This window comes from Roseburia rectibacter (assembly GCF_014287515.2).
Taxonomy (GTDB): Bacteria; Bacillota; Clostridia; order Lachnospirales; family Lachnospiraceae; genus Roseburia; species Roseburia rectibacter.
This window is the reverse complement of the sequence record NZ_CP092473.1, coordinates 2,763,728-2,785,386: the sequence shown is the minus strand read 5'-3', so window position 1 is coordinate 2,785,386 and position 21,659 is coordinate 2,763,728. Positions and strand designations below refer to the sequence as shown.

The 21,659-nt window shown below is 41.2% G+C and carries 19 protein-coding genes; 17 read left to right on the top strand and 2 right to left on the bottom strand.

Going from position 1 to position 21,659, the window contains the following annotated elements; translation table 11 throughout:
• The first annotated feature begins 48 nt into the window (after positions 1-48).
• The 8 genes from H8S51_RS12990 to H8S51_RS12955 all read left to right on the top strand — a co-directional run bounded on the left by H8S51_RS12990 (position 49) and on the right by H8S51_RS12955 (position 5,392).
• Complete coding sequence (locus tag H8S51_RS12990; RefSeq protein ID WP_147345376.1) at positions 49-249, top strand: hypothetical protein; 201 nt, start codon at positions 49-51, stop codon at positions 247-249.
• Complete coding sequence (locus tag H8S51_RS12985) at positions 240-938, top strand: hypothetical protein (protein ID WP_241070714.1); 699 nt, start codon at positions 240-242, stop codon at positions 936-938. Before H8S51_RS12990 ends, H8S51_RS12985 begins: the two co-directional genes overlap by 10 nt.
• Positions 939-1,078: 140 nt before the next feature.
• A complete protein-coding gene (locus tag H8S51_RS12980; RefSeq protein WP_186899107.1) occupies positions 1,079-2,143 on the top strand; it encodes an ATPase, T2SS/T4P/T4SS family in 1,065 nt (354 codons plus the stop codon).
• Positions 2,076-3,686: a hypothetical protein gene (locus H8S51_RS12975; RefSeq protein ID WP_241070713.1), complete on the top strand. Its 1,611-nt coding sequence runs from the start codon at positions 2,076-2,078 to the stop codon at positions 3,684-3,686. Before H8S51_RS12980 ends, H8S51_RS12975 begins: the two co-directional genes overlap by 68 nt.
• Positions 3,683-4,018 (top strand): hypothetical protein, encoded by a 336-nt coding sequence (locus H8S51_RS12970; protein WP_117919602.1) that lies wholly within the window; start codon positions 3,683-3,685, stop codon positions 4,016-4,018. The genes H8S51_RS12975 and H8S51_RS12970 overlap by 4 nt, the downstream gene beginning before the upstream one ends.
• A 139-nt stretch (positions 4,019-4,157) precedes the next feature.
• On the top strand, positions 4,158-4,307 hold the full coding sequence (locus H8S51_RS12965; RefSeq protein WP_186899108.1) for a hypothetical protein: 150 nt from the start codon (positions 4,158-4,160) through the stop codon (positions 4,305-4,307).
• Positions 4,308-4,318: 11 nt separating this feature from the next.
• Entirely contained in the window at positions 4,319-4,774 is a 456-nt protein-coding gene (locus tag H8S51_RS12960) for a hypothetical protein (protein ID WP_117919604.1), read from the top strand.
• 30 nt (positions 4,775-4,804) lie between these two features.
• The gene (locus H8S51_RS12955; protein WP_117919700.1) at positions 4,805-5,392 is read left to right on the top strand and encodes a hypothetical protein; all 588 of its coding nucleotides are present in this window, start codon (positions 4,805-4,807) and stop codon (positions 5,390-5,392) included.
• A gap of 79 nt (positions 5,393-5,471) precedes the next feature.
• Here the strand turns inward: H8S51_RS12955 and H8S51_RS12950 are convergent, their stop codons facing one another.
• Entirely contained in the window at positions 5,472-9,728 is a 4,257-nt protein-coding gene (locus H8S51_RS12950; RefSeq protein ID WP_186899109.1) for a 2-hydroxyacyl-CoA dehydratase, read from the bottom strand.
• A gap of 255 nt (positions 9,729-9,983) precedes the next feature.
• On the opposite strand from H8S51_RS12950, the gene H8S51_RS12945 reads away from it, so the two are divergent.
• From H8S51_RS12945 to H8S51_RS12905, 9 genes are all read left to right on the top strand, one after another.
• Positions 9,984-10,865 (top strand): rhomboid family intramembrane serine protease, encoded by an 882-nt coding sequence (locus tag H8S51_RS12945; RefSeq protein WP_117919608.1) that lies wholly within the window; start codon positions 9,984-9,986, stop codon positions 10,863-10,865.
• A gap of 144 nt (positions 10,866-11,009) precedes the next feature.
• Complete coding sequence (gene nudC / locus H8S51_RS12940; RefSeq protein ID WP_117919610.1) at positions 11,010-11,873, top strand: NAD(+) diphosphatase; 864 nt, start codon at positions 11,010-11,012, stop codon at positions 11,871-11,873.
• A gap of 210 nt (positions 11,874-12,083) precedes the next feature.
• Positions 12,084-13,502 carry an efflux RND transporter periplasmic adaptor subunit gene (locus H8S51_RS12935; RefSeq protein WP_015560046.1) on the top strand — a complete coding sequence of 473 codons (1,419 nt, stop codon included), beginning with the start codon at positions 12,084-12,086 and terminating at the stop codon, positions 13,500-13,502.
• A gap of 20 nt (positions 13,503-13,522) precedes the next feature.
• The gene (locus H8S51_RS12930) at positions 13,523-14,200 is read left to right on the top strand and encodes an ABC transporter ATP-binding protein (RefSeq protein WP_006857048.1); all 678 of its coding nucleotides are present in this window, start codon (positions 13,523-13,525) and stop codon (positions 14,198-14,200) included.
• The gene (locus H8S51_RS12925) at positions 14,200-15,528 is read left to right on the top strand and encodes an ABC transporter permease (protein WP_117919612.1); all 1,329 of its coding nucleotides are present in this window, start codon (positions 14,200-14,202) and stop codon (positions 15,526-15,528) included. Before H8S51_RS12930 ends, H8S51_RS12925 begins: the two co-directional genes overlap by 1 nt.
• 189 nt (positions 15,529-15,717) lie before the next feature.
• A complete protein-coding gene (locus H8S51_RS12920) occupies positions 15,718-16,002 on the top strand; it encodes a hypothetical protein (RefSeq protein WP_117919614.1) in 285 nt (94 codons plus the stop codon).
• A gap of 352 nt (positions 16,003-16,354) precedes the next feature.
• Entirely contained in the window at positions 16,355-17,179 is an 825-nt protein-coding gene (locus tag H8S51_RS12915; RefSeq protein ID WP_055193032.1) for a polysaccharide deacetylase family protein, read from the top strand.
• 185 nt (positions 17,180-17,364) lie between these two features.
• Positions 17,365-19,761 (top strand): FN3 associated domain-containing protein, encoded by a 2,397-nt coding sequence (locus tag H8S51_RS12910; protein ID WP_186899110.1) that lies wholly within the window; start codon positions 17,365-17,367, stop codon positions 19,759-19,761.
• 68 nt (positions 19,762-19,829) lie between these two features.
• Entirely contained in the window at positions 19,830-20,222 is a 393-nt protein-coding gene (locus H8S51_RS12905) for a hypothetical protein (RefSeq protein WP_118597459.1), read from the top strand.
• A gap of 93 nt (positions 20,223-20,315) precedes the next feature.
• Here the strand turns inward: H8S51_RS12905 and H8S51_RS12900 are convergent, their stop codons facing one another.
• Entirely contained in the window at positions 20,316-21,596 is a 1,281-nt protein-coding gene (locus H8S51_RS12900) for an HlyC/CorC family transporter (protein ID WP_118597461.1), read from the bottom strand.
• Positions 21,597-21,659 lie beyond the last annotated feature (63 nt).

The following is a 21,659-nucleotide window of genomic DNA, read 5'->3' as shown; positions in this document are numbered from 1 at the left end:
CGTGAAGCATCTGAGATCGTTCTATTCATTGAGGAGATTGGAGCGGTTTTGAAACAGGATGAACGAAGCGTCAGACATTTTTGCGGCGGTATGACCAGCCGTATCATTGGAAATCAGACAGATATTTCCATCTTTTTACAATCAAAAGTTATCAGTTTATTTCACAGAGCAATATTTCGTAACGGAGGCTGTTGGAAGGATATTCTGCACTTTTTTTCGAATCAGAAAATGGAGGCAGTATGTCAGTAAAAATAGCATTCTGGGGAATGGACAAGTCATTCCATACAACAGAAATCATGGCTGTAATGGCATGCCTTTTGGCAAAGAGCAGGCCGGCATGTAACGTTTTAGTACAGCGGGAAAATGGCTGGCAGTGTATCTTTTCCGGCGGAAAAGAAAAGATTCTTTTGGCGGATTGTGGATATGGAAGAGACAAAAAGACACAGAACAGTTTAAAAAAAGCGGATATTATAGTAGCTGGTATGCAGTCATATCCGAGTGAATGGGAGGATATGATACGTGATTTTGCGAGAAAGCAAAAGAAAGTTCTTTATCTGATAGAAGGGTATGCGTTTTATGCAAGGCAGATGAAAAATGACATGGTACATACATATCGCATTGCACCGGAGCAGATAGGATATATTCCGCAAAACGGAGAACTGGAATGGGTGTCACAGCAGGGAAAAATGGATAACTTTATCAGGCTGTGGAAACAGAAATCAGAAACAGAACGTAATAAAATTTTTTTTGAAGAAATGGGATCAAATCTGTTTCTTCTCAGAAAACAGATCGAAAAAATTGAAAATGGAGGATTCTATTATGGAACAGGTAATGAAACACTACGGAAATGCAATTCTTGCAGTAATCGTATTACTGGCATTGGGGGCGATCATTGTGGCAGCACTTTCGTCGGATGGGTATGTTGCGACAGAATTTAAGAATACACTCACAGGCTTTTTTAATAATATGAATGCGCTTCGCCCATAAAAATTTTATAGGGGAGAAGTTACTGGTGCAATGAAAGAAAAAGAGGACTTTTCTTTTATGCGGGAAAGTCCTCTGAAAAATGGAGAGAACAATGAGTGAAAAAGTTATTGTTGAACCTACACCGGAACAGTTCGGAATATTCTGGAAGTATTTGAGCAGACCGGAAGTGACGGATGTGGATTATAACGGGAAAAAATTATGGATCACAGATTTGGAACAGGGAAGATATTGTGCAGATGAGGAGATACCGGAAGCATTTATCAGTACGTTTACACACAGTATCTCAAACTGTATCAATAAACAGTTTAATAATGCAAATAAAATATTAGAAGCGGATACCAAAGAACTTAGAATCAGTATTATTCATGAGTCTGCCGCGATATCAGGGATCAGCATCTGTATCCGTAAATCCCCGTGTTTTGTAAGAAACACTTTAAAAGAACTGCTCGATCAAAAATATTGTGAACAGAAGGTATTACATTTACTGCTGAATTGTGTGCAAGCGGGGATGAATTTTGTTTTTGGTGGAGAACCGGGTGCAGGTAAGACAGAAAGTGCAAAATTTTTTATGCAGTTTATCAGAAAGGAAGAACGTGTTATTACCATAGAAGATTCATTAGAAATTCATTATACGAATATCAATCCAGGGGCAGATGCGGTGGAGCTTCGTGTTGGAAAGGGATTTGATTATACAGATGCGATCAAGGCTTCCCTGCGTCAGAACCCAAGCTGGCTGATGCTTTCCGAGGCGCGTTCTGTGGAAGTAACTTCACTGTTAGAACAGTGGAGTACCGGTGTTCATGGATTTACGACGATACATCTGGATGATGTAAGAAAATTGCCGGACAGGATATTGAACATGATGAATAATGTTAATGATGCACAGCGCATGGAGAACCGCATCTACCGTTATGTGAATGTAGCAGTTCTGATCCGCAAAACCGAATCTTCAGATGGAAAGGTAAGGCGTTATATTGACCAGCTTTGTTTTTTTTCGAGAGAAAATGCGGAAAATAAGATTTATATGATCGTTGAAGATGGAGCGCTGGTATCCGGAAAAATACCGTTAGATATTCAGAAAAGATTTAATGAAGCGGGTGTGGACGAACCTTTTGTATGCAGACACTTTGACAGGTATCTTAGAGAGGGAAGATAAAGAGAGAGGAGGACGTATGATGGGGATGTTTACTTTTTGGAATCCGAAAAATCTACAGAAAAAGGTAGATATGTATGGATATCATTTTTCGTGGAAAGAGCATACGATGATGATTTTTATGGCATTGGCGGGAGTATTTGGCGTCGGAGTCGTTTTTCAACTTAAGACGGGCGGTGTTGTGGCTGCGTTGGCAGCTGTTTTAGCAATGCTTCCGATACTGGTGCTTGATATGTACCGTAAAATGTATGAGCAGAAGCGGTTTGCGGATGCTGCGGAATATATGGAGCAGATGTTATATGCATTTCAGAAAAGTGGAAAAATATTGAGTGCACTAAAGGAAACCAGAGAAATATTTGAAGAAGGGAAGATGCGTTCCTGTATCGAGCAGGTGATTCTGAAACTGGAATTTGGAGAATTTGCCATAGGTGAAAACATTTTTAAAGAGGCATTAGAACCGCTTGAGAGTCAGTATCAGTGTCCAAAGATAAAAATGGTCCACGAACTTCTTATCAATGCAGAGGAACATGGGGGAGAAATGAACGAATCTGCACTGATTCTTTTAGAGGATATTGAATTGTGGAAACGCAGAGGATATCAGCTTCAGGCAGAAAAGAAAAAAAGCCATACGGACAACATTATTTCTGTGATCGTATCGGTCATTCTCTGTGCGACAGCATTATATGTATTAGATTCCATGAAAGATCTTTTTGCGGTGAAAACATGTTTTAATATATTTGATGTAAAAATCATTCAGGTTTCGTCACTTGTATTTCTTCTTTTCTTATTATGGGTATTTGTAAAAAGCTCAAGGAATCTGACAAATGACTGGCTGGCAGCAGAGGAAAAGGAGCAGAGAAATGATATCAGCTCAAGCTGCGAGCTTGTGTATCATTATGATGAAAAAAAGGAAAAAAGAAAAAGCGTATTATGGACATTGCCGGTAGCAGGTGTCATGTTTACAGCTTTTTTGCATGGAAAAATATTGCTTGCCGGACTGTTATTTCCAGTTACACTTTTTTTGGCTATGCAGCACAAAGTGGGTTTTAAGATTGCAAAAAGAGATGTGACGGAGGCTGTTTATCTGGCACTTCCAGGATGGTTTATGGAACTTGCGTTGCTGCTGCAGAATAATAATGTACAGATTTCTATTGAAAAATCAAAAAACAGCGCACCACAGGTATTAAAATATGAGATTGAATGTCTGGAAGAACGGTTAGAAAAAACACCGGAAAAACTAAGTGCATATACAGATTTTTGTAGAGAATTTGACGTACCGGAAGCCCAAAATTGCATGAAAATGTTACATGCTGTTGCGGAAATGGGAACCGGGGATGCAGTGACGCAGATAAATCATCTGATCTTACATGTAAATGAGATGCAGAACAGGGCAGAAGAAATCCGAAATGGGAAAATTGCATTTGGTCAGAAAATGATATTTTCATATCCGGTTATAGCGGCAACTGTAAAATTGCTGATCGATCTGACAATCGGAATGACAATGATGTTTCAAATGCTTGGAAGTATGGGAGGTGTGATGAAATGAAGCAGGTAATTGGGGCATTTGGTATTTTATTTATATTGATGATAAATATTTTTGTGTGCACAGGTCTGATCGGAGCGGGCGGGCAGATTGCGGCTGCAAAAGAGTATAAGTCGCAGGTGGTTGCAGAACTGGAGAACAGCAATTTTAACCCGGTTGTTATTGATGCCTGTAAAAAAAAGGCGGCGCAGGACGGATACGAACTAACAATTTCAGAATGTATCTATGATGCATGGCAGAATATGAATGCATCACAGGTTGCGTTAACATATCATTACCGCATACCGATACTGGGAATTTCTGAAGAAAATATTACATATGCGATCGCGAGGTGATGGATTTTAGTATGATGATAATCGTGGAAAAATTTGGTGGAGCTTTTTTGGGAATATTGGCAGGAAGTGCAGTGATACGGATGTTTTATGAAGTTTTAAATTATGTATCATCTTTCTGAAAGAAGGAAAGGAAAAGACTATGGAAGACATCATAGAGGAATTTGGAAGCGGATTTCTGGCAATTGCCGGGACATTTTTTCTTATTGGATTCTGGTATGAAAATATGGGGCATGGTGGAGTTATTTACGAATTTGTGCGGCAGTTTTTGATTTGTACCTGTGGCAGTTAGAGGAGATGGATATGTATGAAGTGATCAAAGTGTATGGAAAAACAATTTTTCAGGCAGTAATTCTGGTTGGATTATTGTGTCTTATTTTTCAAGATGTGATGGATGAAAACGGTAACAGGGGGATTTTGAAGATCGTATCTGATCATACGGAGATGCAGACAGAAAGTCCGGCAGATTTTGAAACATTTTGTGAGGAATCACAGAAATCACCGCCTTATTTTGTGACAGTCGAGACAGGATATCTGGAAACTGGACAATATGAATTGACAGATATTGTAAAGGCATGGGATTATGCTGGAAATGAGCTGCAGGTCTGCCTGCTAAAAGTTATTTCACCGGATGGAACAATACTGGAAAATGAACTGGATTTTCAGGAGTCCGGTGTGTATGAATTAAATGTGATGGCTGCAGATCATGAAAACAGAGTCCGATATGCAGCAGTAAGTATACCGGTAAATAGATCATGACTCAGATGAAGGGTGGGAAAAGTGAAAAATATGATAATGATGATAATTGGGATCACAATTGGAGCAATAACGATTCTGATAATATTAACAGTAACTGGCCGTATGAATTATGCGGCAGAATTGGAAAACCAGCTGCCTGCAGCTATAGAGGGTACGCTTTGTAATGCAAAGATAAAACAGACGTATGATGTAGCAGATAACAGAGAATTTACAGCAGATGTAACGGAACAGCTCGTAAAGGGAATGGATGCCCAGACGGGTATTGTAATGCGAATCATGGGAGCTGATAAGGAAAAAGGACTATTTTCCATTGAAGCAGATAGAGAGTTTATACACCCAAATGGAAAAAAAGGAACGGTTACATGCAGTCGGACTGTATTGGCAGACAGGCTGCAGTCTGTAGCTGTGCAGAAATATTATGTACAGTTTTACAAGGATGCAGATAGTGATACCTGTTATAAGCAGTATTGTATTATGGAAGGAGATACGATCACCGCACCGGCAGTCCCGGTAGAGGAAACAAGAGATTTTGCCGGCTGGCAGGATGACAATGGATATGAGGCAGATTTTTCACAACCGGTGGAGCAGAACCGGATATATTATGCTGTGTGGAAATAATGTTCGTGTCATTTAGAAAGAAAAACAGCCGCACCAGAAGGGCGGCTGTCAGAAACAACAGTTGAAAGGTTATTTTAGCTTACAAAGACTGTTTTGCAAGGTTTTTATTTGCAGTGGAAAGCATCAGTTTGATACGGTTCAACTGGTTTACTTCACTTGCACCCGGATCGTAGTCGATGGCGACGATATTTGATTCCGGGAAGCGGTGACGGAGTTCTTTGATAACACCTTTTCCAACGACATGGTTCGGCAGGCAGGCAAATGGCTGTGTGCAGACGATGTTTGGCGTACCGCTGTGGATCAGTTCCATCATCTCACCGGTTAAGAACCAGCCTTCGCCGGTCTGATTACCTTCCGATACGATATCTCTTGCATATTTTGCAAGATCATCGATGTGGGCAGGTGGATCAAAGTGTTTACTTTTTTCAAATTCGTCTCTGGCGGCACTTCTGAGCCATTCAAAGAAGTTGATGCCAAGACGTCCGATTCTCTTGGATTTTTTGCTGAAGCCAAGGTTGTCAGTTTTAAATCCGGTGTTATAGAAACAGTAAAGCAGGAAATCAGTCAGATCCGGTACGACAGCTTCTGCACCTTCGGACTCTAACAGTCCGACCAGATCGTTATTTGCGGCAGGATGGAATTTTACAAGGATCTCACCGACAACTCCGACACGGGGTTTTTTGATGTCTAAGCGGTCAAGGTTGTCAAAATCACGGATGATCTGACGGCACATCTGCTTAAACTTGCGGTGGGATAACAGTTTATCCTGTGTGACAAAGGAAATAACTTCTTTTTTCCATTTTTCGTGCAGAGCATCTGCAGAGCCTTTTACTGCTTCGTAAGGGCGTGTGCGGTACAGGCAGCGAAGGAAAATATCGCCAAACTCTAACGCATACAGTCCATGCTGGATCAGTGAAGGGGTCAGCTTAAATCCAGGATTGCTCTCAAGACCGCTTAAGTTGATAGAGATAACCGGTACATTCGGATATCCTGCTTTTTCAAGTGCCCGGCGGATGAAACCGATATAATTGCTGGCGCGGCAGCCACCACCGGTCTGTGAGATCAGGATGGCAGTTTTATTCATATCATAATTGCCGGACATGACGGCACTCATAAGCTGTCCTACAACGATCAGCGACGGATAACAGGCATCATTGTTTACATATTTTAATCCGACATCCACGCAGGTACGGCTTGGAACATCCGGTACGACAAGGTTATAACCGGCTGCACAGAAGGCAGGCTCTAAAAGTTCAAAATGGATCGGTGACATCTGCGGACAGAGGATCGTATAATTTTTGCGCATCTCTTCCGTAAATACAACTCTGTTATAGTTGGAAAGAACGATCGTCCGTTTGGTCTGTTTCTTCTCACGGACACGAATGGCAGAGAGCAGAGAACGGATACGGATTCTCGCAGCACCTAAGTTATTAACTTCATCGATCTTTAAGCAGGTGTAGATCTTCCCCGATTTTGTAAGAATATCATTGACTGCATCGGTGGTAACGGCATCTAAGCCACAGCCGAAAGAGTTCAACTGGATCAGATCAAGATCATCCCTGGTTTTTACAAAGTTTGCGGCTGCATACAGACGGGAATGATACATCCACTGATCCATAACGATCAGTGGGCGCTCTACCTGATGCAGATGGGAAACGGAATCTTCCGTCAGCACTGCAATGCCGTAGGAATTGATCAGTTCCGGTATACCATGATTGATCTCAGGGTCAACATGGTATGGACGGCCGGCTAACACGATACCGCGTTTTCCGGTCTTTTCCATATAATCTAAGACTTCTTCACCCTTTTTCTGCATTTCCATGCGAACAACAGCAAGTTCTTTGTATCCTTCAGAAACAGCGTCACGGATCTCAGATTCCGGGATTGCAAATTCCGGTGCACCAAAGGTTTTTACAAGCTGGGAAGATAAAGTTTCTTCGCTGGTAAATGCCATGAATGGATTATAAAAACGTACCTTGCCGGAAGTGATATCTTCTACGTTGTTTTTGATATTCTCTGCGTAGGAAGTTACGATCGGGCAGTTATAATGGTTGTTGGAATCCGGAAATTCATTGCGCTCATAAGGTACACATGGGTAGAAAATAAAGTCTACATTCTGATGGATCAGCCAGGTCACATGTCCATGTGCAAGTTTTGCCGGATAACACTCAGATTCACTTGGAATCGAGTCGATGCCGAGTTCATAAATTTTTCTTGTTGACTGTGGGGACAGCACAACAGAAAAACCAAGTTTTTTGAAAAATGTAGCCCAGAATGGGAAATTCTCATACATATTTAAAACTCTCGGAATACCTACCGTACCGCGAGGGGCTTCTTCCGGTTTCAGGGAAGGATAGTCGAATAAGCGTTTATTCTTGTATTCAAATAAGTTCGGAATATTTTCTTTGTTTTTTACGCCTCCGACACCACGCTCACAGCGGTTTCCGGTGATATACTGACGGTTTCCGGAGAAACGGTTGATCGTCAGCAGACAGTGGTTGGTACAGCCCTGACATCTTGCAAGTTTGGTATCGAAAGTCAGTGCATTGATCTCGTCGATGGAGAGCATTGTTGTCTGATAGTCCGCTTCATGGCGCTCTCTTGCGATGAGAGCAGCACCGAAAGCACCCATGATACCTGCGATATCCGGGCGGACGCATTCGCAGCCGGAAATCTTTTCAAAACTGCGGAGTACTGCATCATTATAAAAGGTACCGCCCTGTACGACGATGTTTTTTCCGAGCTCACTTGCGTCGGAGAGTTTGATAACCTTGAATAATGCATTTTTAATGACTGAGTAAGCAAGTCCGGCAGAGATATCTGCTACGGAAGCACCTTCTTTCTGTGCCTGTTTTACTTTTGAATTCATAAATACGGTACAGCGGGTTCCAAGATCAATCGGATTTTTGGCAAACAGAGCTTCTTTTGCGAAATCCTGTACGGAATAGTTCAGGGATTTTGCAAATGTCTCGATGAAAGAACCACAGCCGGAAGAACATGCCTCATTTAACTGTACACTGTCTACGGTCTGATTTTTGATCTTGATACATTTCATATCCTGACCACCGATGTCTAAGATACAGTCTACCTCAGGATCAAAAAATGCTGCTGCATAGTAATGGGCTACTGTTTCTACTTCACCGTCGTCTAACATCAGCGCAGCTTTTAAGAGAGCTTCGCCGTAGCCGGTAGAACAGGAGTGTACGATATGTGCATTTGCCGGGAGTTTTTCGTAGATCTCTTTAATGGAACGGATCGCAGTGGAAAGAGGACTTCCGTTGTTGTTGCTGTAAAATGAATACAGTAAAGAGCCGTCCTCACCGACGAGAGCAATTTTAGTTGTGGTGGAACCGGCGTCGATACCGAGATAACAGTTACCCTCATAGGTGGAAAGGTCACCTGTTTTAACATTGTGTCCGTCATGGCGGGCACGGAAGGTATCATATTCTGCCTGATCCTTGAATAACGGATCAAGACGTGCCACTTCGAATTCCATATGTATATCAGAGTTTAATTTCCCAAGCATGGAAGAAAGTGTGGTGTTCTGTTCCGGTTTACAGTTTAAGGCAGAACCGATCGCCGCATAAAGGTGTGAATTGTCCGGGGTGATCGCATGCTCATCATCTAAGTTTAAAGTGCGGATAAATGCAGCTTTTAACTCAGATAAAAAGTGGAGCGGACCACCAAGGAATGCAACGTGGCCACGGATCGGTTTACCGCAGGCAAGACCACTGATCGTCTGGTTGACGACTGCCTGGAAAATAGAGGCAGAAAGATCTTCTCTTGTGGCACCTTCATTGATCAGAGGCTGGATGTCTGTTTTGGCAAAAACACCGCAGCGGGCTGCAATTGGATAGATCGCCTTGTAATTTTTCGCATATTCATTCAAACCGGAGGCATCTGTCTGGATCAGGGAAGCCATCTGGTCAATAAAAGAACCTGTACCGCCGGCACAGATACCGTTCATACGCTGTTCTACATTACCGCCTTCAAAATAGATGATCTTTGCATCCTCACCACCAAGCTCGATCGCAACATCTGTCTGCGGAGCATAGTGCTGTAAGGCAGTAGATACAGAGATAACTTCCTGTACGAAAGGAACATCTAAATGTTTTGCAAGTGTAAGTCCACCCGAACCGGTGATCATTGGAGCAACCTTCCTGTCACCAAGCTGGTCAAATGCTTTCTGGATCAGGGCAGAAAGAGTTTCTCTGATATTGGCAAAGTGTCTTTCATAATCGGAAAAAAGCAGGTTGTCATGCTCATCGAGTACGGCAACCTTTACGGTAGTAGAACCGATATCAATTCCGAGTTTGTGAAGCGTATTATTTTCCATAATTTCCTCCAGTCAGTAATTCCGGGAAAAATTCCGGATAAAATATATAAAAATCAGCTGTTTCTTCTTATTAAAAAGAATGCCGGCAAACGCCAAGCAAAGTACATTATACGACATGATATTACAAAACACAATGTGCAAATCAGGGAAAAATATAAACTTTTTATGAATAAAATCCGCCCGGATTGACAAAGCACAGGCATACGGATATACTGAAAAAAGTAGTGTTTTCAAAGAAAGGTTAGGGTTTATCCGATGAACTGGTTAAATAAATTAGAACGAAAAATTGGCCGTTATGCAGTTCCAAACCTTATCATCTGGCTGATCGGGGCATATACGGTCGGTTATGTGTTTGGAACTGTATCACCAGGTATTTTAAGCTATCTGACACTCAGTCCATATCATATTTTACATGGACAGATCTGGAGACTGGTAACATGGGTATTTATGCCAACAGAGTCAAACCTGATCTTCTTATTGATCATGGCATTATTTTATTATCAGCTTGGTATGGCACTTGAACGTACCTGGGGAACTTTCCGGTTTAATGTTTACATTTTCGGCGGTATGATATTTACTGTGATCGGTGCATTTGTCCTGTACGGTATTTATTATTCAATGAATGCTTCTGTAATTTCACAGATGCCGGCGTTAGCAGCGCAGATATCTTATTCGATTGCATCGGGATTTTCCACAAATTATATCAATATGTCCATTTTCCTTGCATTCGCAGTGATGTATCCGGATATGCAGGTGATGCTTTACTTTATTATCCCGATCAAGATGAAATGGATGGCAATTGTATATGCGGTACTGACACTTTATGAGTTTGTTGTCAGTGGCTGGGCAGGGCGTGTGGCTATTTTTATGTCACTGCTCAACTTTATCATTTTCTTCTTCTCAACACGTAATTTCAAACGGTATTCGCCGCATGAAATACACAGGAGACAGCAGTTCAAGTCCCAGATGAGAGAGCCAAGACCGGGTTCCGGTATTACCAAGCATAAGTGTGCCATCTGCGGCAGGACAGAGCTTGATGATCCGAATTTAGAGTTCCGTTTCTGCTCAAAGTGTGATGGCAATTACGAATATTGTCAGGAGCATCTGTTTACACATAAACATATTAAAAAAGGATAAATAATATGACAGACCGGATGGTATTTCCAACGCGAAATATCATCCGTTTTTTGTCCGCCAGTCTTGAGAAACAGGCTGCATGGATAGTGCAGCAATGCAGGTTTGTACAGATATTAAAATAAATATAAATAAAGGAGAACAGACATGATTCAGGATATTTTCCCAATGCATCTTAGTAATGAATATCAAAAAAAAGTACCGCAGGATAAAAGTTTTCTTATGATTTTTAAAGAAAACCGTATTTTTGTAAAAAATGGAGAAGAAATGTGTTATCTGACATATGGAGAACTTTCGGAAATCTGCTGTGAAATGAAAAAGAAAATTCCGGCATGTGTTTATCTTTTTTCCATCGGGGAGGATGATTATTTTCTGACAGATCCGGGAGAGGGGATAGAAGTGCCGGGATTTGCATATTATAAAATGTTTGAAACGCGTACCATGCAGCCAAAAGAGCAGGTACTTGCTGCAGCGACCGCATGGCATCTGTATGTCTGGTACCGCGATAATGTCTATTGTGGAAGGTGTGGACACAGACTGGTACATAGCGAAAAGCTCAGAATGCTTTCCTGCCCGGAATGTAACAATATGGTTTTCCCGAAAATTGCGCCGGCTGTGATCGTCGGTGTGACAAACGGCAGAAAGATCCTCATGACAAAATATGCAAACCGTGAATATAAACGGTATGCACTGATCGCAGGATTTACGGAAATTGGTGAAACTGCCGAGGAGACAGTAGCAAGAGAAGTGAAGGAAGAAGTAGGTCTTTCCGTAAAAAATATACGCTATTACAAAAGTCAGCCGTGGGGATTTGACAGTAATCTGCTTCTTGGCTATTTTTGTGAACTGGATGATGCGGGAGATGCGATAAGACTGGATGAGGAAGAACTTGCATGTGCAGAATGGGTTGATTTCCAGGATGTCCCGGACGATCCGGAGGGTCTTAGTCTGACGAGGGAAATGATGATTTACTTTCGGGATAAGATGAGGGAAAATGGAAAATTTCAATAAATACCAGATTTCTGGTATATAAAAATATACCAAAATAATAAAATGTCTTGACACTCAAATGAGATTACTGTATTATTACAGTAATACAAAAATGAAAGATTTACGGATGGAAAACTTAAGATTTCTTAATATTTGCTTAAGTGCCTTTTTTTGGCGAAAGGATAATGATACAATCACCGTAAATCGATTTAAGAAAAGGGAGAAATAAAAATGGGTGACAAGACAAAACCGAAAAAGGGAAAGAAAAAAGTAGTTATTATTGTGCTTGTGGTTCTGGTCGTTGTAGCTGCGATCATTGGAAGTTCAGTAAAGAAAATGACAAGCCAGGTAGCAACAGCAGTCAATACAGTAGAGGTGGAGCCGGTACAGAAGAGAGATTTATCTGATACGATTTCATTAAAAGGTACTGTATCGGGTATCACGAAGAATAATGCAACTTCAAAAGCGTTAGCAGAAATCACAGCAGTTAATGTTCAGGTCGGAGATATTGTAAAAGAGGGAGATGTATTATGTACATTAGATTCCTCTACGATTCAGGATCAGATTGCGGATCTCGAAAAAAATATGTCTGATACAAATGCGACAGACAGTATTAATTCACAGCAGACAGCAGAAACAGTCAGTCGTGCAAAAGAAGATCAGCAGACACAGCTTGCAGCTGCACAGAAAGCAATTGATGATGCAAAGGATGCTTATAACGCACAGAGTATTATGTGGGATAAGAGTGAAGATAAATCGGATGCAGAATTTCAGTCTTTGTTAGCTGCACAGAAAGCAGTTACTACTGCTGAGGAAGATTACCAGAAAGTATTAGAGACCACGAACCGTACGATCGAGGATGCACAGCGTGCGGTAGAACTTGACAAGTATAAAGGATCGGATTCATCTTCCAAAGATAAACTGACAGATTTAAAAGAACAGTTAGAAGATTGCAATATTACAGCACCTTGCGGTGGAGTTGTGACAGCAGTCAATGTTTCTGTCGGAGATGTTAATGCAGATTCAAAAACACCACTTGTAACGATCGAAGATACCAGTTCTTTAAAAATGGTGGCAACTGTGGAAGAAGCTGATATTTTAAAGATTGAAGAGGGAATGAAAGCAACTGTAACAGCGGATGCCATGGGAGATGAGACCATTAATGGAACTGTGACCAGAGTGGTACGTGTCAAAGGACAGTCCACGGGATCTGACGGACAGACAACATCCGGAGGATATTCCGTAGAGATATCTTTAGATAACAAAGAATTACTTGTCGGTATGGAAGTAAAAGCAAAAGTCATGATCAAGGAAAAAGGTGAAGTATTAGCGATTCCTTATGATCTTGTCAAGACGGATGATGACGGAAATACATACGTACTTGTTGCAGAGGCAAATGCAGACGGTTCTGCTACAGCGGTGAAGAAGAATATCACAGTTGGTGAAGAAGTAGATTACTATACGGAAGTAACCGGTGGAGATCTGGCAGAAGGAGATAAATTAATTTATGATTACTCCGGAACGGTGACAGAAGGACAGCAGTTTACACCGGAACAGATGTATTCCGAGCAGGATATGGGAACAGGCGCATCTACAGATGAAACCTCAGATGCAGAAGGTATGAGCACCAGCGTGGAGGGAAATGAGTAGTGAGTGAACCAGTAATCCGAATGGAAAATATCGTTAAGACATATTATTTGGGAAAACCAAATGAACTTGAAATTTTACATGGAATCAACCTTACCGTAAATAAAGGGGAATTTGTTTCCATTGTCGGTGAATCCGGTTCCGGTAAGAGTACACTTATGAATATTATAGGAGTCCTCGACCGCCAGACACAGGGAGATTATTATCTGGAGGGACAGGATGTCAATGGAATGTCGGATGAAGTACGGAGTGCGATCAGAAACCGCAGGATTGGTTTTGTATTTCAGAACTTTAATCTCCTTCCGAGAGCCAATGCATTAAAAAATGTTATGGTTCCATTACTATATGGAGAGGAACATTCCAAAAACGGAAAAGAACATGCCATGGAAATGCTCAAAATGGTAGGAATGGAAGACCGTGCGGATCACAGACCAAACGAACTTTCCGGTGGTCAGAAACAGCGTGTTGCGATCGCCCGTGCCATGATCAATGATCCGGCGATCATTCTTGCAGATGAGCCGACCGGAGCACTCGATTCGAAGACAGGTCATATGGTCATGGACTTATTCCATAAGCTTCATGAGGAGCAGGGAAAAACAATTGTTCTGATCACACACTCCCAGGAACTTGCGCAGGAGACAGAGCGTATCGTTACTCTGTTAGATGGACAGATCGTGGCAGATAATGGAGGTGAGCATTAATGTTTTGGGAAAATATCAAAGAGGCGGTCACGAGTATTTCCAGCAATAAGATGCGTTCCCTGTTAACAATGCTCGGAATCATCATCGGTATCAGCTCAGTGATCATTATCACAACGATCGGTGGTTCTATCCAGAGTACACTGACGGCAACCATGAATTCCCTTGGCGGAAATATGGTACAGGCGTATGTGGAAGCACGTTATCCGGAAAATGATGAGGACTGGGCTACCTGGGAACAGCCGGAGATGACAGACAGTGATTATGTTACACAGGATATGATCGATGGATTGATTGAAAAATATCCGGATGAGGTAACAGGTGTTGCAGCACAGAACTATCTTGGTTCAGGAACCATTAAAGATGATGCTGATTCCAAGAATTATGCAAATGTCAATATTGATGGTATCACACCGGAATATTTAGAGTATATGAAACTGGAAATGCATGCCGGAAGAAATCTGACAAAGGCAGATAATCAGGGGAAAAAGAGAGTATGCCTGATTGCAGATACGATGGCAGAGAGATACTTTGCAGGTAAAGATCCGATCGGTGAAACACTTTCTGTTGCAACATCGGATGGCGGAATTTTTGATTTTGTTGTAGTTGGCGTTTATGTATATAACCAAGCATTATTTGGAAAAGTGGACACGTCCATACCGGAAAAAGACCGTGTAACAGAATTGATGATCCCTCTTCAGACCTGTTTTAAACTGCAGGGGACTGACAGGACTGGTTATGATTATTTTAATCTTATGATCGATCCTCTTGCAGATGTCAATCAGGCAACAACGGATGTTTTATCTTATTTTGATGAGATGTATGCAAACAACAAAAATTTCCACGTCAGTGCATACAATATGGCATCTGATCTTGGCATGATCAATACGGTACTCAACGTGATCACGATCGCGGTTTCCGGTATTGCAGCGATTTCACTGATCGTGGGTGGTGTCGGCGTTATGAATATCATGCTGGTGTCCATCACGGAGCGTACAAGAGAGATCGGTGTCCGTATGGCGCTTGGTGCCAAAAGACGTACCATCCGTATGCAGTTTGTCATAGAGGCGATCATGCTTTGTCTGATCGGAGGTATCATCGGTATACTGATTGGTATAGGAATCGGGGCACTGCTTGGAAAAGTGGCAGGATTTGTCATTCAGAATATGTACTCTCAGTATGCAAATTATATTATTATGACGGTGCATCCTTCTGTAACGGCGATCATGCTTTCACTGTTCTTCTCTATGCTGACCGGTGTATTTTTCGGATATTATCCGGCGAACAAGGCTTCAAAGATGGAAGTCATCGATGCATTGCGCTATGAGTAAGGGCAAAGAAAAGATTTGCATTGCAGTCTGAGCAGAGAATTTTTAAAAGAATACAGATAAGAAAAGTACTGTATGTGACAAAAATAAAAATGTCAGTATACAGTACTTTTTTGTTTATGTGATGATAGCGTTGGTATAATAGATACATATGTAAGTGGAAAATATGATAATGTAATTGAAAAAAATGCTGTGGTACATGGTAAGAAAATAAAACATGGAGATTTATTAATTGAATTTTTAAGAGATTGCGGATATAATGGGCAAATATATGCAAGTTATTCAAATTTAAAAAATTCTATTGATTATCCGGCTATGTATCAGAATGTAATAGGTTGTGGATATGCAAAAGGTGAATTGAATAAGGCAATTGATAATATGTATAAAAGTAACAGGATTATAGTTTGGAATAATGGATTAGCTTATTACAAAGGAAATTCTTATTTATCGTTGTATACAATGTTAAAAAAGGTGTAAAAACGGTGGATATTTATGTCCTGATTATGTAGCAGAAAATTTGCAGGAATATCAGGAACAATTCGATATATGGATTAATCAGCCTGAACAGGAAAAAAAATATCAGGTTACAATAATGGAAACCGGAGAAAAAGCGTTATCCAACCATTTATTTTTAAGATGGATTTACCCGGAGGGTCTGACAGAAATGTCAGGCTCTTTGTTTTTTATACAGGGATCAATATTTCCGGGCATGGTACATGCGCCTTCCCACATAGAATACAAAAAGAAATATTGTAAAGTATAGCATTCATGCATGATAGCGATGCGTAGATGTTATGCAATATCAATAATCGGGATGGAAGGGAAAAACATGAACCATAACAAAAAGAAAATTTTAAAAGTGACGGCACTGTTTGTTTTTATGTTCTTTTTAGGCTGGGGCGCAGGTTCGCTGCAGAAACAGCAGATGAAAAAAACAGTGGAGACAGTGTCTGTCCAGAATCAGGCAGATAACTGGGGACTGGGCTTTGGAGCGGAGGGAACCCAGCCGACCGGCAATGTGACGGCAGATGAATTAAAAAAATACAACGCGTGGTATGTGGGAGATAAAAGTAAAAATGTTATTTATCTGACATTTGACTGCGGCTATGAAAATGGAAATACAGAGCCGATTTTGGATGCTTTAAAAAAGCATAATGCAAAAGCGACATTTTTTGTTGTGGGACATTTTCTTGAGAGTGCACCGGATATTGTAAAACGTATGGAGGCAGAAGGGCATGCTGTCGGCAATCATACTTATCATCATCCAGATATGTCATCAATATCAGACATGACCTCGTTTCAGAAAGAGATGGATGATGTCGCGTCATTGTACCAGACAGTCACAGGCAAAGAAATGATAAAATATTACCGCCCGCCACAGGGAAAATACAGTACAAAAAACCTTGAGATGGCAAAAGAACTTGGATACCATACATTTTTCTGGAGCCTTGCCTATGTGGACTGGAATGTTGATGATCAGCCGACGAAGGAAGAGGCATTTGATAAATTGCTGACGAGAATCCATCCGGGAGCAATCGTTTTATTGCACAGCACTTCAAAGACGAATGGAGAGATTTTAGATGAGCTGCTGACAAAATGGGAAGAAATGGGATACACATTTGCGCCGCTTTCGGAGTTGATCGAAGAATCCTGACAGAAAAGATTGTGGAAAAATACAAAAGATACAAGGGATAAGACTTGTTTGATGACGGAGAGGAAGGTATAATGAACGTGGAGTGCCAGTGAGAAAGAAGCGGTTTTTAGTCTGGGTAAAATGCTGCATGATAAACTGGGACGGTATGAAAACAATATTTGATACGAGTAAGAATAGGGATGCATATGAAAAGAACAAAATTTAAAACAGGAATATTGGCGGTGGTTTTTTGCAGTCTGACATTTTTGTTTTCCGGGGATGGTAACAGCATTTATGCGGATGAAATTCTGACAGATACAGAATTACCGGTCGGTCGTTTTTCGTTTGAAGAAAAAACAGAAGAAGCAGATGATGAGGATTATGAGTCTGTAGAGGAAGATGACGTTGCGGAACAGTCATTGCTTCGGATGACAGGTATATCTGCCGATGACTGGGAAAAGTATGGAAGTGATTATTTTTATGAACAGTTATCGGATGAGGAAAAAAAATACTGGGATGATCTGGATGCCATATGTGAAAAATATCTGACGACAGAAACGGATGCAGTGACAACGAATACGGGAACGTACCGGATGAAGGCGATATCGGGAAGCACTCTTGAAAAGGAAAAGCAAAAAAAGGTATTGCGGATGTTTCGGTATTCAAAACCACAATATTATTTTTTAAATGCGACGATTTATACAATTACATACTCAAACAAAAAAGTTTCTATGATATTTGGTATTTATCCTGCGTTTGGCAAGGGTGCAGACCGGATGGAGGAAACTGAAAAAGTAAAAGCGCAGGTTGACACCTGGCAGAAACAGATTGATGAATGCAGCACAGAGGACGAAAAAGTACAAACCATACATGATCTGATCATTCAAAAGGTTGAATATAATCATGATCTTGTAAATAGCGATTTTGCAACAGAAAATACAGAATATTCACAGTCCGTATACAGTGTTTTATGTACGAATAAGACGGTATGTGCAGGATATGCCCAGACATTTGAGATGATGTGCAATGGAACCGGTATTGATACCGTGGCAGTGACTAGTTTTGATCATGAGTGGAATAAGATAAAGTTGGAAAATAACTGGTATAATGTCGACTGTACCTGGGATGATAACGGAAGCGATAACGTTGGATATATCTATTTTCTGCGGAATGATGATTATTATGACACATCCAGCAGTTATTCTAAAAAACATCATGCGGAGGAAAGCTATTGGGAAGGATATCTGCCTGCAACAGAAATGGATAGTGTTGGCAGCCCATGGATATCTGTGAACGAAAATGCAAGTGGATCAAAGATAGGAATGTCCTGTTATAATAAGGAGGCAGAAATCTATTATACCACAGATAAAAGTAATCCGGTGACATCCGGTACGCGGATGTTATATCAATCGGATTTTTTATGGAACAGCTCCGAATATCCGGTGATAAAAGCAGCTGCCATGGAAGATGGCAAACACAACAGTGCTGTGGTCACAAAATGTCTGCATAATTACAATGCAAGTATACTTGCAGATGCAGCCTGTGAAAAAGCCGGAACAAGAGAGTATACCTGTACGATCTGCGGAAATGGTTATATGGAAGAAATCCTAGCCACAGGACATACAGTTGAGATAGATCCTGAGGTGGCAGCTGCTTGTGAAACCGCCGGTATTACGGAAGGAAGCCATTGCCGTGTCTGCGGAAAAGTACTGGTTGAGCAGACTGTCATCCCAGCCACAGGACATACACCGGTTACAGATGACGCGGTAGCGGCAGCTTGTGAGACAACCGGACTGACAGAAGGAAGTCATTGCAGTGTCTGTGAAAAAGTACTGACAGAACAGACTGTCATCCCGGCTGCAGGACATGTACCGGTTACGGATGCTGCAGTGGAGGCAGCTTGTGAGACAACCGGACTGACAGAGGGAAATCACTGTAGTGTTTGTGGAAAAGTGCTGACGGCACAGAATGTGATCCCCGCAACCGGGCATCAATGGAACGAGTACAAAGAAAGTGGAAAAATAAAACGTAAGTGCAGTGTCTGTGGAAAGACGGAAACGGTGGGCACTTATTTGGACGTAAAGAAAATCCAGCTTTCAAAAACCACATATGCTTATGATGGAAAGGCACATATGCCGACTATAAAAGTGACAAATACTGCTGGCAAGAAATTAAAAGAAGGAACGGATTATAAGGTAAAGAAACCGTCTGGACGAAAAAATGCCGGTATTTATACCGTCACCATTGTGATGAAAGGGAAGTATAGTGGAAAATATCAAAAGACATTCCAGATCGTTCCTAAAGGCACTGTGATTTCCGGGGTGAAAGCAAAGAAAAAGGCATTTACTGTGTCATGGAAGAAGCAGGCAAAACAGACAAGCGGTTACCAGATCCAGTATGCAGTGGATGCGAAATTCAAAAAATCGGTTGTGACAAAGAACGTCAATAATACCAAAAAGGTAAAACTGGACGTTTCAAAATTAAAAGCAAAAAAGAAATATTACATACGCATCCGCACCTATAAGACTGTAAAAGTGAATGGAAAATCAAAAAAGATCTATTCGGGCTGGTCTAAGGTAAAAGCAGTCACCACAAAGAAATAGCAAAGGATATACCGATCCATTTTACAAAATGCGATATAAGTATAAATAAAAAACGGGAGAAAGAAAAAATGGCAGACAATAGTTTAAAAATCAGTTACAAGATATATTTAGAGGCGGAGGATATTTCGCAGTCACGAATTTCTTCTACGGCATCCTATGTAAGAAATCTGTTTAAGAATTGCACCAATTCCTATTTACAGAAAGCGGAAGTGGACAATGAGAGCGATATGGATGATTTTACACTTCGCCTGTATATTGATGAAAAGATTGAGGAAGAAGAGTGCAGCTCGCCGGAATGTGCAGAAGGTTTTCTGGAAAACATCGCAGAGTTTTTAGATGCGATTGCGGCTGCACAGTCATATCTGGATATGGAGGGAAGTTTTTCTATTTCTTATCATGGAGTAGAAGATACATTCCGGTTCCGTTCGGAGGCAGGAAGTGATCTGTGCGATATTGAATAAGATTATAGAACATAATTTCCTATGAATGAAAAAACCGGTCTTTCAAATCAGTTAAATCTGATAAGAAAAGACCGGTTTTTTTATGGTAAGAAATTATTGTTTTTCCGTCTCATCCGGTGGAAAATCCGGTTTTTTTATGTAGACTTTCTCGATCCGGTTTTTATCCATCTGTTCGACGCGGAGAAGCACATTGTCATCTGTGATGATGATCTCATTTTTTTCCGGCAGATGATCTAAGAGACCGAGCAGATATCCACCGATCGTATCGTAATCTTCGGAACTGAAATTAAGATCTAGCTCATCGCAGAGATCCTGCAGGTTTGTGGAACCGGAAACGATAAATTCACGGTCGTTAAGCGGCAGGATCGGATCTTCCTCATCGGTGTCGTATTCATCACGGATCTCACCCACAATCTCCTCTAAGAGGTCCTCAAGCGTGATAAGACCGGCAGTTGCACCGTACTCGTCAAGGACGATGGCAAGGGAGATGGAGGATTTACGCATTTCCATAAATAATTCTGCGGTATTTTTATGCTCAAAAGTAAAATAAGGTTCACGCATGATATCCCGCACGGAAAAATGCTCCTTGTCCTTGCAGAGGAGAAGATCTTTCATGTTCAGGATACCGATGACGTTATCGGTCGTATCCTCATAGACAGGAAGTCTGGTAAATTTGTCTTCCTGAAAAATATCGATCAGTTCGTCGTAAGTATTATTTACATTTGCAAAAGTCATATCAGGTCTTGGAACCATGACCTCTTTTGCCTGTGCATCACCAAAATCAAACAGGTTATTGATCATTTCATGCTCTTCGGATTCGATGACACCGTTTTCTTTGCTGACATCCACGATGGTACGGAGTTCTTCCTCTGTCATCTGATTGTTGTTTGCCTTTGGATCTATATGCAGCAGAAATAAAAAGCCCATGGAAAACCAGTTTACAAGGAAAATGACCGGAGTCAGTATTTTCATAAGAAAATCAATGATACCGGAATAAGCGATTGAAATCTGATCTGCGTAAAGTGTTGCAAAAGTTTTTGGGGAAATCTCACCAAATACAAGGATCAGAAATGTAAGGATACCGGTTGCAATACCTGCGCCGACGCTGCCCCAGAGCTTGATTGCAAGCGTGGTTGCCAGTGAAGAGGCAGAGAGATTGACGATATTGTTGCCGATTAAGATCGCACTGAGCATCTTGTGGGAGTCGTCTGTAATACGAAGTACCCGTTCGGCGCGTCTGTTTCCGTCATCTGCGAGTGTACGCATCCGGATTTTATTTACGGTCGTAAGAGCTGTCTCTGCGGATGAAAAAAAAGCAGAGAGAATCAATAAAATAATTAGAAAAATAATCTGTGATATGGCACTTGCGTCCACGAAAATTCACCTCATCAAAATATAAAATTTTCCGGCACTATAGCATAAATAGCGCCGGAATGA

What these genes read in the sequence shown, in the direction of transcription:
- H8S51_RS12985 (WP_241070714.1), top strand. Translation starts at nt 240, where the DNA reads ATGTCAGTAAAAATAGCATTCTGGGGAATGGACAAGTCATTCCATACA.
- H8S51_RS12980 (WP_186899107.1), top strand. Translation starts at nt 1,079, where the DNA reads ATGAGTGAAAAAGTTATTGTTGAACCTACACCGGAACAGTTCGGAATA.
- H8S51_RS12975 (WP_241070713.1), top strand. Translation starts at nt 2,076, where the DNA reads ATGAAGCGGGTGTGGACGAACCTTTTGTATGCAGACACTTTGACAGGT.
- H8S51_RS12970 (WP_117919602.1), top strand. Translation starts at nt 3,683, where the DNA reads ATGAAGCAGGTAATTGGGGCATTTGGTATTTTATTTATATTGATGATA.
- H8S51_RS12965 (WP_186899108.1), top strand. Translation starts at nt 4,158, where the DNA reads ATGGAAGACATCATAGAGGAATTTGGAAGCGGATTTCTGGCAATTGCC.
- H8S51_RS12960 (WP_117919604.1), top strand. Translation starts at nt 4,319, where the DNA reads ATGTATGAAGTGATCAAAGTGTATGGAAAAACAATTTTTCAGGCAGTA.
- H8S51_RS12955 (WP_117919700.1), top strand. Translation starts at nt 4,805, where the DNA reads ATGATAATGATGATAATTGGGATCACAATTGGAGCAATAACGATTCTG.
- H8S51_RS12950 (WP_186899109.1), bottom strand. Translation starts at nt 9,728, where the DNA reads ATGGAAAATAATACGCTTCACAAACTCGGAATTGATATCGGTTCTACT.
- H8S51_RS12945 (WP_117919608.1), top strand. Translation starts at nt 9,984, where the DNA reads ATGAACTGGTTAAATAAATTAGAACGAAAAATTGGCCGTTATGCAGTT.
- nudC (WP_117919610.1), top strand. Translation starts at nt 11,010, where the DNA reads ATGATTCAGGATATTTTCCCAATGCATCTTAGTAATGAATATCAAAAA.
- H8S51_RS12935 (WP_015560046.1), top strand. Translation starts at nt 12,084, where the DNA reads ATGGGTGACAAGACAAAACCGAAAAAGGGAAAGAAAAAAGTAGTTATT.
- H8S51_RS12930 (WP_006857048.1), top strand. Translation starts at nt 13,523, where the DNA reads ATGGAAAATATCGTTAAGACATATTATTTGGGAAAACCAAATGAACTT.
- H8S51_RS12925 (WP_117919612.1), top strand. Translation starts at nt 14,200, where the DNA reads ATGTTTTGGGAAAATATCAAAGAGGCGGTCACGAGTATTTCCAGCAAT.
- H8S51_RS12915 (WP_055193032.1), top strand. Translation starts at nt 16,355, where the DNA reads ATGAACCATAACAAAAAGAAAATTTTAAAAGTGACGGCACTGTTTGTT.
- H8S51_RS12910 (WP_186899110.1), top strand. Translation starts at nt 17,365, where the DNA reads ATGAAAAGAACAAAATTTAAAACAGGAATATTGGCGGTGGTTTTTTGC.
- H8S51_RS12905 (WP_118597459.1), top strand. Translation starts at nt 19,830, where the DNA reads ATGGCAGACAATAGTTTAAAAATCAGTTACAAGATATATTTAGAGGCG.